The following is a 13,646-nucleotide window of genomic DNA, read 5'->3' on the forward strand; positions in this document are numbered from 1 at the left end:
GTGCGGGCGGGGTGTTCAGGCGGGCCGGGTGGCCAGGTAGTGGTTGATCCCGTCCCGGATGAACGGCGGGATCGTGCGGACTTCGAGGTCTTCGGGGGCGAGGAACTGGAGCTTGACGCCCTCGGCGAGGGGCAGTGCGGTCTCGTCGCCGTCCCAGGAGGCGGCGAAGAAGGTGATGATCTGGCCGGAGCCGTGCTCGTCGCGGATCTCGAAGAGCTCGGTCAAGCCGTCGACGGTCAGGCCGGCTTCCTCGTCGAGTTCGCGGACGATCGCCTGGCGTGGTGTCTCGCCGGGGTCGCAGCCGCCTCCCAGGACGCTCCAGTGGTTCGGCCAGGCGATGCCGGGCAGGTCGTCGCGGAGGTGGAGGAGGAGTTGGCCGCGGTGGTTGGTGATGATCGCGACCGCTCCGCGGGCGGTGGACGGGCTGTCGGCAGTGGTGTCCTGGTGCATCCGGACACCGTAGTGAGGTGAGGGGCCGTCATGCGGCCGCCCTCACTGTCTGGTCGCCCAACCAGGCGGCCGCCATGAGGGCCTGTGTCCGGGTGCGATCGAACCGCCCGCCCGGTTTGAGTCCGCCCTCCAATAACGGGCGCATCGCGGCCGGGGCCTCCGCGAGGGCGGTGCGGATCTGGGCGTCCGCCCAAGCCGCCAGCGGCCCGTTCAGCCAGGCGGGAACCGGAGAGGCGAAGCCGAGCTTGTCCCGGCTGCCCCAGACCTCCCGGGGCAGGCCGACGGCCTTCGCGGCGTCCCGCAGGATCCGCTTGCCCTGGGCCGGGTGGGCGATCTTGTGCTCGGCGGGAAGCCGGTAGGACAACTCGACCAGGTCGCGGGCCAGGTAGGGGGACCGCCGTTCGAGAGCGTAGGCGGAGGCGAGCTTGTCGCTGGTCATCACCAGCGGCCGCCAGGCCGTCGCCAGGTCGGCGAGGGTGAGCCCGCGGGCCAGGTCCCCGCCGGCCTTGTCCATCGTGTCTGCGACCAGGTCGTGGATCCGGTTGTCGGGGTCGGGGCCACGCAGGACGAGCCGGGTGACCGCCTCCGCAGGATCCAGTTCCTCCCTGGCCGGGTGCAGGAGCTTGGCGGCCAGCGGCCGGTAGGCGTCCATCCCGGCGGCCAGCACGGCCTCGGCGCCGAAGAGGACCAGGGAGTGACGGACGTAGCCCATGAGGAACTCGTCCGGGCCGAGGCCGCCGGCCACGACCCGCAGGCCGAGTTCGGCGGTCTTCCGGTAGGCCATGCATTCGGAGAACGTGGAGGCGTTGCCCATCGGGTAGTCCAGCGCGGACATCATGTGCGGCAGGGCCTTGGTGAAGTCGATGTGGTCCGGCTCGACAACCACGAGTTCGGCACCGATGTCGCAGGCGATCCGGGCCGCGATCTGCGACTCGTCGAGCCGGTCCTGGCCCGGATAGCGGACGGTGACGCAGACCGGCGGCCGCAGCAGGTAGGCCAGCACCGACGAATCGAGCCCGCCGGAGAGCAGGAGGGCGAAGTCGCCGGCCGGAGCCCGCAGCGGGACCTGCTCGGTCAGGACGACGGAGAACTTCGCCAGAGCCTCGTTGTAGGTGCCGGTGAAGGGCTGGCGGCCGGTCAGGGTCCAGTAGACGTGCTGGTCCAGGGAGCCGGTGGCGACGTCGAAGGTCAGCAGGGTCGCCGGGGCCAGCAGTTGGATGCCCTGGAACGGGGTGTCGACGCCGGTCGGCGTCTCGATCGCGATCACCTCCGGCCGCAGGACCAGTGGTGCCGGTCCGTAGCCGGTCAGGGTGGTGACCTCGGAGGCGAACGCGAGCCGGCCGCCGTCCAGGCGCCAGTAGAGCGGCTTCTCCCCCAGCCGGTCGCGGGCCAGGAACAGCTTGCCGACGCGCGGGTCGTAGACCGCGAGGGCGAACATGCCGTCCAGTCCGCCCAGGCAGGAAGGGCCGAGTTTGGCCCAGGCCCGCAGCAGCAGATGCGCGTCCGTCTCCCGTTGCGCGAGGGGGATGCCCCAAGCAGCAGCCTGGGCCCGGTAGTTGTAGATCTCGCCGTTGTAGGCCAGCAGGACCCCGCTCTCGCGGTCGAGGTAAGGGCCTGGCAGGGCGTGCGGGTCGACGATCAGTAGCGTGTTCATCGCCAGCACCGCCCGCCCATCCGCGGTGGCGGCGTGGATGGTGCCGTCCGGGCCGCGGTGGGCCTGCGAGGTGCCCATCGCGGCGACCGTGTGCTCGTGCCGGGCGCCGTCGGCTCCGGCCAGTCCTGCGATTCCGCACATATCTGGTTCACCCCCGAGTGTGGTGATGCCTTGACGGCGGCCGCCGCCGGCAGGAACCGGTCCGGGCCCCACCGGGGGGCGGCCTGGGCTCTCATCACAGCCGTCCGGAATGATCCCGGGGAGGGCTCGCAAGGGGGCTCACAACTCGCGGACGCGGTTCACCGCGGCCCGCGAGGACATACCCTCGGTGACTCAACACGCGGAACGCGTACGACTCTTCGTTGCCAGCCGGGCACGGGACCTCGTGCTCCACCGAGTACAGACGCACATGCTCAACCGTCTGTTCGAGTCGTGTGTCCCGCCTGCCGGCAAGGGAGAAGGTCGTGGCATCGACCAAGCGCCGGACCCGTCCGCCCAACGCGGACCTGGCCCGGCTCATCGAGGCCTGCGGCGCGAGCCACAAATCCCTGGCTCTGCGCGTCAACCAGCTTGCCCACCACGCCGGGATAGAGACCGACTACTCGCACACGTCGGTCGCGAACTGGTGCAGGCGGGGGATGACGCCGAAATGGCCGGTCCCGAAACTGCTGGCGCAGGCGCTCGGCGAGAGGCTCGGCCGCCCCGTCGGCCTCGATGAAATCGGGATGGGCGAGGCGGAGACAATCGACGCCTCGGTGGGGTTGGATTTCCCCAGGGACCCCGCCGACGCCATCCGCGTCGCCACCATGTTCTGGAGCTCCGTGAACCGCCGCGACTTCCTCACCCGGGCCGGGTCCGGCTTCGCCGCCTCCGCCTTCACCACCCCCGTCACCCGATGGCTCGTCACCCCGGCCGACGAGACCGCCGACCATGAAGGCGGGAAGCAGGTCGGCCGGGCCGACCTCGCCGAACTGCGCGAGGCCGCAGACGACGCGAGGCGGTGGGACTCGAAATACGGCGGCGGGAACTGGAAGGCCAATTCCGTCACCGACTGTCTCGACCGCCGGGCCGCTCCGCTGCTGCAGGGCTCGTTCTCCGACGGGATCGGCCGCGAACTGTTCTCGGTGACCGCCGAGTTGTCCCGGCTCGCCGGATGGACGGCATTCGACGTCGGCCAGCACGACGCCGCCCAGCGGCACTTCATCCAGGCCCTCCGCCTCGCCCGCGCCGGCGGCGACGTGCAACTGGGCTGCTACGTCCTGACCACGATGGCCATGCAGTCCCTCATGCGGGGATTCGCCAGCGAGGCCGTCGACATGACGCAGGGCGCCTTCGAACGAGCCAGGGGCCATGCCGTGCCCCGGGTGCTGGCGTTCACCAAACTGATCGAGGCCCGCGCTCACGCCCGCGAGAGCGACCCTCAGGCGGCCTCGAAGGCCCTGAAAATGTCCGAGGATCTGCTGGGGCGGGCGAAGGCGGACAGCGGCGACGAGCCCGCGTGGATCGACTTCTATCACCACACCCGTCTGTCAGCGGACGCCGCCGAGATCTTCCGCGACCTGAAGAACCCCAAATCCGCCCTGGCCTGGAACCAGCAGGCCGCCGCCATGCCACCAGGCATCTTCACCCGCTCCGTCGGCATGCGGCTCGCCATCGTGGGAACCGCCCACCTCCAGGCGCGCAACCTCGACCACGGCCTCGCACTCGGCAACCGGTCCATCGACATCCTCGCCCGCGTCCAGTCCAGCCGGGCCAAGGACTACGTCCGCGAGTTCAACGACGCCCTCGCCCCCTGGCGGCGCGAGCCCATGGTCCGCGAGTTCATCCACCGCACCCGCACCGAACTCGGCGTCGCCCCCTGAGAAACCTGCCGTGTCAGGTGCGCGGTCGGCGGGACGGGAACGCCGTTGTCCGGAGTGTCGACGCCAGCAGACTCCCGGGGCCGACGGGGCGTGCCCTGCTGGCGGGTGAGAACAGCGGGGGCCAGAGCGAGAAGTGTCACCTGTCGACGGAGATCCTCGATCTCCGCTGTCCGGTCCGACACCGTCGTCTTCAGCCTGGTGACGTCCTTCCCGCTGCCCCTGTTGGTCGGCCGGTGATGAACTTCTGAAGCAGCCTGACTGCCAGGTCACGGCTGGTTCGGTAAGTGAGAGCAGGCAACGTTTGTCGACGGTTTTGGACAGCATTTAGCGATCAGTTGGCTCGAAAATGTCGATGAGAACCGACAACGCGTGAGTGCCGAGACCCGGTGCCCCGCAGAGAGAGGAAAAGGGTTCGCTGAGTGCAGGCCAAGGGCGTTAGCGTACTTGGCTGTGACTGTTGAAGATCCAAAGGACTTGGTTCGGCGCGGGTATGACGCGCTGTCACTGTGCTATGACGAGGCCTACGACTCCGACACGAAGTACCAATCCTGGATCGCCAGCCTGAACGCGCGGCTTGAGAAGGGCAGCACAGTGCTGGACCTGGGCTGCGGCAGCGGAGCGCCGGTCGTTCGTGACCTTGTGGCGGCTGGACATCACGTCACCGGCGTCGACATCAGCGAGGTGCAGATCCGGCGGGCTCAGAAGCTCGTGCCGCAGGCCAACTTCATCAGGGCCGATGCCACCTCGGTGGATTTCCCGGGCGGATCCTTCGATGCCGTCGTGTCCCTCTATGCGCTGATTCATATTCCGCAGGACGAGCAGCTTCCGCTCCTGGAGAGGATCGCAACGTGGCTCCGGCCCGGCGGCTGGTTTCTCTGCAGCACCGGTCAGCATGAGTGGACCGGCATGGACGAGAACTGGCTGGACAGCGGGGTTGCCATGTGGTGGAGCCACGCAGATGCCGACACCAATCGTGTCTGGATCACCCGCGCGGGGCTGACGGTTGAGCAGGAGGAATTCGCCCCCGAAGGGGACGGCGGGCATGCGCTGTTCTGGGCACGACGTCCTCTGTGACAGAGCAAGCTAGCGGCATCCGTCAGTTGGCGGGGTCCTGCGCTCGGGCTGCCCTGGTGCTGGCGAGTCGGTAGGATTCGGTGCCGGTTTCGATGATGTTCCCGCCGAAGGTGAGGCGGTCGACGATGGCCGCGCAGAGCCGCGGATCGGTGGACGTCCTGGTCCAGCCATCTGGGGCTGGCACTTGTTCCCTCACAAGAGTTGCCGCTGCGACCTGGCCGTATCCCCCTCCTGTGGCCCTCGTTGATTCTCGCGATGACGCCACGATTTTGAAGGTGCCACCTTGACTGTTCAGGCGCGAGGAAGGTGTGCCGGTGGCCGAGGCGAGACTGCAGGTCATCGCGGGCGGGGCCGTCCCGCAGGAGCCGCTGACGACGGATCCGTGGCAGTTCCAGACCGCGTGCGTCGACGCGTTTGTCGCCTCGTGGCGGGCCCGCGGGTTCAGTCCGGTGACCACCGACAACGACATCGGGCAATTGGAGCGGACCCTCAAAGCCCTGGGCATGCCCGCGTGGGAGGTGACGCCCGAGGACATCGACCGCGTGATCGGCGACCTGGCGGTTCAGGGCCGCAAGACGTCCACCCGGCGCGAGTACGTGCAGATCTTCAAGGGCTTCCACCGGTTCCTTCAGGCCCGCAAGGCGCCCGAGATCGAGGCCGCATTCGGCGTCCGCCTGGTCTGCCCGATCGACGAGTTCAACGCCTCCCGTCACGTCGGCGACGATTCACCGGCCCTGCTGGCGCCGCCGACGCCGGAGCGGGTGAATGAGTTCTTCGACTTCATGAAGCGGCGGATCGCGACCGCGAGGAAGTACGGACCCGCCGCCCGGGACTATGCGATGTTCCGGACTCTGTATCACGCCGGACTCCGCTCGGAGGAGGCATCGCTGCTGGAGAGGCCGGACCTGCACTTCACCCGCGGCCCGTTCGGAGAACTCCACGTCCGCTTCGGCAAAGGCGCCCACACCTCCGGCCCCCGGCCACGCCTGGGTGCCCATGCTCGACGGCCTCGACCTGGTCCTGCGATGGTTCCTGGAAGACGTACGGCCCAAGTTCCCCAACTCGCCGGTGCTGTTCGCCGACGAGTCGGGCGGCAACCTGCATCGTGGGACCATCCGCAACCGGCTCCGCTATCTGATGGAACTCGAAGGCCGCCCGGCGACCGACCGCTTCAGCCCGCATGCCCTGCGACGGGCGTGCGCGACCCACAACTATGAACGCGGCGTCGACCTCGTGGCCATCCAGCAGATGCTTGGTCACTGAGATCGTTTCATCTTGAACTCGCAGGTCGCGGTACTGGTGTGGGCCCGTGATGCGGTCCTCGTGCTGGCAGGCGGAGTGATCACTGTCGGGTGATCGTCTGTCACCGCTGGACTTCGCAGGTCGCCAGAACGAGCAGGGCCCGCAGCAACGTAGTGGCGTGATGGGCGTTCATGCGGACCTTGGTCAGGATGCGCCAGGTCTTCAGGTGCGCGAAGCCGTGCTCGACGGCGGCGCGTTCGCGGCTGACCAGCCGGTTCGCCTCCTTCTCGGTGTCGGTGAGGCGGTGGGAGCGGGTCGCCTTGCGGCCGGTGATGATGACCGGATCATCGTCGGGGTCGTCGTCGAGGCCCACGAAGCCGAGGTCGGCCAGGGCGCCGAGGCCGGCCTCACGCAGATGCCTGGTGATGTGGTCGTGGCGGGCGGCGGTGATCTCGCTGGCCCGGCCAAGGGCGGGCGGAGGAGATCCAGATCAGGTTCCCCTTCTCGTCGGTCAGCGCGAGGAAGAGCAGGCCATGGGCCTTGTGTTTCCCGCTGTAGTTCTTGCGGTTGGCCGCCCCGGTGCGGCGGCGGGTGCGTACGAGGGTGCCGTCCAGCAGGACCACCGCACCGCCCCGACGGGCGATCTTCTTCAGGGCCCGGTCCAGACGCGGGGCCCGGGCGGCGAGCAGGTCGATCACTTCCAGGACCCAGCGGCGGACGGTGGCGGCCGAGACGGCGTTGCCGCCGGCCATGTCGGCCAGGCGCTGGTCGTGGCGCAGGACGGCCGGCACGACGATCGCCTGCGTGCCCGGAGCGGCCTTGCGCCAGCGGGTGCCCAGTTGCCTGCGCCTGCGGCGTATCAGGCCGGCGACGAGATCGACGGTCCGCTTCGACACGGGAAGCCGGACCTGGTAGACAACACCGGGAGAGCCCTCGGCGGGCGGCTGCTTCTTCACACAGGCGCCAACTCCCGTCGGGGGCACTCGTGTTGCGGCCGTAACCGGTCGGATGTCGGCGTACGCGCGAACGCGGCTCTGTCAAGATTTTCGTAGGCGGAGATCATCTGTGTGTCGTGGTCGGCCGGTCCGCGTAACGGCGGCGGAGGTGGGCGATCAGGACGACGCGGTGGCGCAGGAGCGGGACGCCGGCACGTCCTGCCATCAGGCGTTTTTGGAGTTTGACGTCGGTGATGCGGCCTTCGTTGACGCCGGAGCTGTAGGTGGTGGAGATCCCCTGGGCGACGGCGTGCTGGTCTTCGCGTAGGGCTCCGGCGATGCCGGCAAGTGGTAATAGTCCGCTGCGGGAGAGTTCGTCGAGCCAGGACGGCAGGGGTGCGGCGTCGCGGTTGTCGAGCATGGCGGCGAACCGGCGGACCAGGTCGTGGGCGTGCTTGAGTTCCGGGCAGTGCTCGAGGAGCCGGTGCAGGCAGTGGGTGGCGTGGAGGCCGCGGCGGTCCGGGTTGGTGGTGATCCAGCGTGCGGTCTCGCGTGGGGACGGCGGGCGCTCGCGGGGCTGGTCCAGCGGCAGCCCGCGTCGCAGGGGTGCGATGGCCATCTTCACGCGCTGGTAGTGCCCGAGGTAGCCCTTGGTGCGGAGTTCCTGATGGAGGACCATCGCGTTGTGTTCGCCCTCGTCCCAGCGTTGTTGCAGGTAGTCGCGGTAGGGGTCCAGGGTGGAGGGCTTGTGGGGTGGGCGGCGCACGACCTCCTGCCAGGTGCTGGCGCGGGCATACTTGCGCACGGTGCGGCGGTCGAGGCCGAGCTCCCGGGCTATGGCGCTGTAGCTCCGGCCGGACCCGGTCAGGGCGTGCACGGCCTCGAACAGTCTCCTGGCGTGCTGCCCGGCTCGCGTGTCCGCCGCGGCTTCCCCGATGGTTGCCTCGGCCGGTGCTGGATCGGCCTCTTCGGCCGGCGGGAGGGCTGCGGGCAGGCAGCCCCTGTGGGCGGAAGCGATGTCCTGAACGCGACGCGACAGCCCCTGCCACAGGTGAAAACGGTCGCTGACCTGCACGGCATCGGGGGCGCCGGCGGCGATGCCCTGCCGGTAGGTGAGCGAACCGTCGCGGCAGACGATCTCGACGCCGGGATGCTCACGAAGCCAGCGGCTGAGCTGTTCGGCGTCCCGTCCCTCCCAGAGCGTCAGGGGCAGACGGGTCGTGGCATCGACCAGGAGGGTTGCGTAGGTGTCGCGGTAGAGGGCGAAGTCGTCCACGCCCAGCACCCGCGGAGTGATCAGGGGCGGCAGCGGCATCCGCATCAGCTGCGACAAGACGGTGCACCGCGACAGCGTGACGTTCAGGACCCGCAGCATCCGGGCCCCACCCCGGCCCGCCAGCAGCACCCCCGCCGCCTCGACCACCCGCTGCAGCAGCGGCGTGCGCCGCTGGTAACGCACGGTCAGACCCGGTACCTGCTCGGCGAACGTCACCTTCACGCAAGCGATGTTCTCGCAGTACAGACGGCGCACGCCCAGCTCGATCAGCACCGGGCGACCGCCCAGCGACGCATCACCGAGCCGTCTGACGTAGCGGCTGTGACACCACCCGCTCGGCGTCCCGCAGCCCGTACACGGCGCGGGAGCAAGCGACCGCGTACGCGCACGGACAACCACCACCGGTCCAGAGCCGTCGACCGAAAGAACCGACACGCCCGCCAAGTGCGGTAACAAGTAAGGCAGTTCAACAGAGCACACCCAAAGGCTGCCCAGTACGCAGACCGGCCGACCACGACACACAGATGATCTCCGCCTACGAAAATCTTGACAGAGCCACAGAGATCTGTACGCCGACGCCGGACCGCAGCCGGTGGTCAGCGCGGCAGATAGCGTCCGGAGCCCGTGCGCGACAGCCAGCCCCAGTCCGATGGCTTGCGCAACTGGCCTCGGACCGGCTCGACCTTGCCCGGGGTGTTCTCCCGGCCCAGCGCGAGCGCGACGTCCTTGCCCATCACCGGCCCCGACGCCTTCGCGACGATCTCCATGATCCGCCAGTACTCCGGCGTGAGCGCCTCCACCCCCATGCCTTCCACGCGGTCCGGGATCAGCCGCATCCCACCCGCCCCGGGCGTCACCACCACCACCGGCTCCGGCTCCGGCTCCGGCTCCGGCTCCGGCTCCGGCTCCGGCTCCACGATGCCTGAGGGCCGCCGTCCTCCGTCCGTCGCCGCGGCCCACTGCCCGAACACCACCTCGGCCGCCTCCAATCGGCCCAGCTCGGCGTCAATCTCCGCCAGCTCCTTGCGCAGCAGTTCGGCCCGCTCAGTCAGTCGCATCCGCCGCTCGATCGTCCACGTCAGCACGTCCACCATGCGCCTCCCTCCCGTTGCGGAACCTACGAGACGCCTCGGGCGGACCACCCCAGAACCCGCGAACCGGCCCGGGCAGACGATCACCTGCTAGCGATCACATCCGAGATCAGCACGAGCACGTCAATCTCCACCCACACCAGTTGCCCCACCTGCGAATTCAGGATGGAAGTCGCCCATTGGGCCCAGCGCGCCGGGTCTTCCATCGACCACTGCAGCAGATCCAGGTAGAACGGCCGTCGTGGACCAAGAGATCCATCGCTGGGTGCTCGGGGCCGCCGATCTCCGACGTCCATGACCGGGATCGCCGGTGACGTTTCCGCGGCGGTGGCGTGATTGAGTCCCGGATTGCTGCCCGGGATCTGTAGCGGCGGCCTGGGCAACGGGCTCGGTATCAGGAGTTGTTTGTGCTGCGGTGGTAGTCGTAGCCGAACAGGCCACGGCGGCCGCCTGCGAAGAGGGCCCGGCCGTCGGGGCTCCAGCTGCAGCAGCGCAGAGGACTGTCTGTGCGCATGAGTGTCAGTACGGTCCCGGTGTCGGGGTCCCAGATGCGCAGGGTCGCGTCGTCGCCGACGGTGGCGAGCCACGGTCCGCTGAACGCGAGGGCGCCGACCGCGCCTTCATGTCCGGTGAGAACACCTCGGAGGACGCCTGTGGTGAGGTTCCACAGACAGACAGTGCCGTGTTCGTCGGCGGTGGCGAGCATTTCCCCATCCGCTCTGAACGCCACCGCCTGTATGGCTTGTGTGCCGTTGTGCGTGAAGGTGTGCTGCACGTTGCCGGTGTCGATGTTCCACAACGACACAGTGCCCCCGTTACCGACTGCTGCAAGCAGTGCCCCGTCTGTGCTGAACGCCAGGGTGCGGGAGCCGCGGTAGTCGGTGGTGAAGGTGCGCCAGACAGCACCGGTTTCGGGATCTCGAAGGTGCAGCGTTCGGTAGTCGTCTGCGGTGGCAAGTACGGTGCCGTCAGGACTGTAGGCGGCGGCCCGTATGCCTCGGATGCTGTCGGTGCCAAAGGATGCCACCGGAATTGCCGTGTTCGGGTCCCAGAGCCACATCTGGCCGTCTTCGCCGACGGTGGCAAGGGATGTGCCGTCCGGTTTGAAGGCTACGGTGCGGACTCCTCTGGCGTAGTCGGTGAGGACGTGAGAGATCGTGCCGGTCGTCGCGTTGCGGATGCGGACCCGTCCGTCGTCGTCGGCTGTGACAAGCCGTGAGCCGGCTGCAACAGCGACCTCGCGTACTCCGGTGCCTTCGTCGCTGGCGGTGTGGGTGGCCGGGTTCCGCAGCCGTACTGCCCTGTCGTGGCCTGCGATGGCGAGCAGCGTCCCGTCGGGGCTGAACGCCAGCGTGTTGACATAGCCTTCATGGCCGGACAGTGTCCGCAGGGCTGCACCGGTGGCAGGGTTCCACAGCCGCACGCTGCGGTCGTAGCCCGCAGTGGCCAGCAGCGTCCCGTCGGGGCTGAATGCGGCTGTGTTCACATAGCCTTCGTGTCCGGAGAGGGTCTGCAAGGCGGCGCCGGTCACCGGATCCCACAGACGCACGCGCCGGTCCTCGCCGCCGGTCGCGAGCAGGGTGCCGTCAGGGCTGAACGCCACCGCCCGGCTCCCGCTGACGTGGTCGGTGAGAGAGTGCCGAAGCATGCCGGTGGCAGCGTTCCAGACCCGCACCCACCCGTCGTCCCCGGCAGTGGTGAGCAGAGTGCCGTCGGGGCTGAACGCCACCGCTCTGATCCCTCCAACGGGGCCGGTGAGACGGCGCAGGGCAGTTCCGGTGGCGGGGTCCCGGCCCCAGATGCATCCGTCGTCTGCGATGTCGGCCAGCGCCAGGCCGTCCGGGCTGAATGCCACAGCGCGTGGGATGCGGCCGTGGAGGGTGCTCAGGCAGGCGCCGGTGGCTGAGTCCCACACTCGCGTGTGTCTGTCGTCGTCGGCGGTGGCGAGCAGGGTGCCGTCAGAGCTGAACGCCACCGCTCTGATCTTGCCGTTGTGGCCGGTGAGAGTGCGTTGGCAGGCGCCGGTGGCCGGGTTCCACAGCCGCACGTACTGATCGTCACCGGCGGTGGCGAGCAGGGTGCCGTCGGGGCTGAAGGCGAGTGTCTGTACGGCAGCGGTGCTGCCGGTCAGGGTGCGCAGCAGGGAGCGGTCCGGTAGGTCGGGCGGCGGCCACCGGTTGGTGAGGAGGTGGTGAACTGTGGGCTGTGGCTGGTTGTTCCCTTGCGACAGCATCGTGAGCCGGCTTCGCAGTATCGCGTCGAGGGCGTGTGGCGGGTCGGCGGGAGACAGCAGGTGGGCGGCTCGGGCGATGTCGGCGGCCAGTGCGCGGGCGGTCGGGCTGGCGATGCCGTCCAGGTCCCGCCAGGGGGCGGTGGGGCCGCGTTGGTGGAGCCTGCTCTGCACCCATCGCGGGTCGCTGGCCACAGTCTCTGCTTCCACCGCGCGGCCGGCGTCCATCAGGTGCTCGATCAGGTGGTCTCGGAGATACCCGTCGCTCACCTGCCACCAGGCCACGTGTGTGTCGGCGTGATCGGCCGGATCCAGGGTGGCGGCGACCGCGTCGGCCAAGACGCCGTTCAACTCCGCCAGGTCGGCCGCGAGTTCGACGCGCAGGTAATCACGGACAACGTCGTGCAGTGCCACGGTGCCTCCTTCGACAGAACCGTCGAGGGTCAGCAGAGACAGTTCGGCCATCTGCATGCACAGGCTGCGGGCCTCAGCCTCGGTGAGGCCTCCGGTGGCTGTCCACAACAGTGCGACCAGAGGAAGCGGAATGGCCTCGTCCTCGGCAAAGATGCCGAGTTCGCAGAATCTGCGTCCGCCGGCGCGCGGTAGGAGTTCGGTGGCGGCCTGGATACTGGCCCGTACCGCGGTGTTGCGCCGGGTGGGGTCGTCGAGATCCACCGGCACGTCCGGATCGGCGCTTGCCGGGCCGAGAGCGCGCAACCGTTCCAGGATCGCCTGTGCGGCGACAGCCTGCGGCACGCCGGTAGCGGCTTGAACCACGATCAGCTGGTTGACCAGGCGCAGTAGCAGGGCCCACCGTCCGGTTGCCTTGACCAAAGCCGCTGCCAAGGGCGCGGGCAGGCCAGGTTCGAGCTGGCGAGTGAGGACGGCATCTGCCTGCGCGAACGACATGCGGTCCACGACAACCCGGCAGGCATCGGGCGGCAGGACAGCCGGCTTGCGGGTCGTCACCAGCCGCACACACTGCTCCTGCGCTCCGCGCAAGAACGGCTCCAGCTGTTCAGGTTCCCAGACGTCGTCGATCACCAAGAGCGTGCGTGGCCGCCTGGCCAGCAGACGGCCGAGGTGATCGCCTGCTCTGCCGGGGTCCTCACCCGATTCGAGAGTGTCGCCTGTGATGAACCGGGTCGCCTCAGCCACCTTGGCGGCGATCGCCGCGCGGCCCCGCACATTGCGCCCGATGGTGACCACGTACACGCGCCCGCGAAAGACACGGCGGACTCTGCGGTGGGCGCACACCATGTGGGCCAGCGTCGTCTTGCCGAACCCTCCGGCTCCGTGCAGGCCCGTGGTGATCCCGACCATGGCACTGCCACTGCGACTGCCGGGAAACCCGAACGGCAGCCGTGCCCCGGCCCGCTCGCAGACCGCAGCGACGACCTGCTCCACTTCGTCACGATCGACAACCCAGTCGGGCACGGCCGGCGGAGCTGGAGGAGGTGGGTCTCCTGTCGTCCTGCCAGCGCCCGGAACGAATCCCAAGGAGAGCAGGAGGGCCGCAATCCCAGCGCCGCCACCGAGAACGCTGGCGACTGGGTCAGCAGCGTCCCAGCCCCCTCGCACGGCCACCACGCACAGCCATACCCCGGCAGCCGCGCACAGCGCAGCCACTACCTGCCCCGCCCTGCGGCCCCCGTCCCTCATGATGAAAGATCCTCGCCTCTCCCCGCGCCCCTGTCAGCACCTTGCCTCGACGCAATGAGGCCTGGGGAACGGTCGAATAGGTCGCCAGCACGCGATTCTCCTACGGCCGGAAGTACCTCCACTCGGGGCCACCGGACAGCGGCCACGCACCATGAGCAAGCGCTGGGCTC

General features: G+C 69.1%; 10 protein-coding genes and 1 pseudogene. 3 read left to right on the forward strand and 8 right to left on the reverse strand.

The features are described 5' to 3' along the window. Nucleotides 1-15 precede the first annotated feature (15 nt). Together PYR72_RS00100 and PYR72_RS00105 are read right to left on the reverse strand one after the other, a co-directional pair. Complete coding sequence (locus PYR72_RS00100; protein WP_275453209.1) at nt 16-450, reverse strand: NUDIX domain-containing protein; 435 nt, start codon at nt 448-450, stop codon at nt 16-18. Nucleotides 451-478: 28 nt separating this feature from the next. Continuing rightward, entirely contained in the window at nt 479-2,245 is a 1,767-nt protein-coding gene (locus tag PYR72_RS00105; RefSeq protein ID WP_275453210.1) for an asparagine synthetase B, read from the reverse strand. Nucleotides 2,246-2,568: 323 nt separating this feature from the next. Here PYR72_RS00105 and PYR72_RS00110 point away from each other — a divergent pair, with 323 nt between their 5' ends. Then, the gene (locus PYR72_RS00110) at nt 2,569-3,966 is read left to right on the forward strand and encodes a sporulation protein (protein ID WP_275453211.1); all 1,398 of its coding nucleotides are present in this window, start codon (nt 2,569-2,571) and stop codon (nt 3,964-3,966) included. Nucleotides 3,967-4,416: 450 nt separating this feature from the next. Continuing rightward, complete coding sequence (locus PYR72_RS00115) at nt 4,417-5,040, forward strand: class I SAM-dependent methyltransferase (RefSeq protein WP_275453212.1); 624 nt, start codon at nt 4,417-4,419, stop codon at nt 5,038-5,040. Nucleotides 5,041-5,062: 22 nt separating this feature from the next. Here the strand turns inward: PYR72_RS00115 and PYR72_RS00120 are convergent. Beyond that, nucleotides 5,063-5,209, reverse strand: a pseudogene (locus PYR72_RS00120) (ATP-binding protein); the annotation flags it as partial. A gap of 827 nt (nt 5,210-6,036) precedes the next feature. On the opposite strand from PYR72_RS00120, the gene PYR72_RS00125 reads away from it, so the two are divergent. Continuing rightward, on the forward strand, nt 6,037-6,303 hold the full coding sequence (locus PYR72_RS00125; RefSeq protein ID WP_275460302.1) for a tyrosine-type recombinase/integrase: 267 nt from the start codon (nt 6,037-6,039) through the stop codon (nt 6,301-6,303). Between the two features lie 100 nt (nt 6,304-6,403). On the opposite strand, the gene PYR72_RS00130 is transcribed toward PYR72_RS00125, so the two are convergent. The 5 genes from PYR72_RS00130 to PYR72_RS00150 form a co-directional block, all read right to left on the reverse strand. Then, on the reverse strand, nt 6,404-6,733 hold the full coding sequence (locus PYR72_RS00130) for a transposase family protein (RefSeq protein WP_343245557.1): 330 nt from the start codon (nt 6,731-6,733) through the stop codon (nt 6,404-6,406). After that, entirely contained in the window at nt 6,690-7,238 is a 549-nt protein-coding gene (locus PYR72_RS00135) for a hypothetical protein (RefSeq protein WP_275453213.1), read from the reverse strand. Before PYR72_RS00135 ends, PYR72_RS00130 begins: the two co-directional genes overlap by 44 nt. Nucleotides 7,239-7,341: 103 nt before the next feature. Further along, complete coding sequence (locus tag PYR72_RS00140; protein WP_275453214.1) at nt 7,342-9,015, reverse strand: ISL3 family transposase; 1,674 nt, start codon at nt 9,013-9,015, stop codon at nt 7,342-7,344. 74 nt (nt 9,016-9,089) lie between these two features. Further along, a complete protein-coding gene (locus tag PYR72_RS00145; RefSeq protein ID WP_275453215.1) occupies nt 9,090-9,587 on the reverse strand; it encodes a hypothetical protein in 498 nt (165 codons plus the stop codon). A 391-nt stretch (nt 9,588-9,978) separates the two neighbouring features. Next, entirely contained in the window at nt 9,979-13,221 is a 3,243-nt protein-coding gene (locus PYR72_RS00150; protein ID WP_275453216.1) for an NB-ARC domain-containing protein, read from the reverse strand. Nucleotides 13,222-13,646 lie beyond the last annotated feature (425 nt).

It is taken from the genome of Streptomyces sp. VNUA24, from assembly GCF_029167005.1.
In the GTDB taxonomy this organism is placed as follows: Bacteria; Actinomycetota; Actinomycetes; order Streptomycetales; family Streptomycetaceae; genus Streptomyces; species Streptomyces scabiei.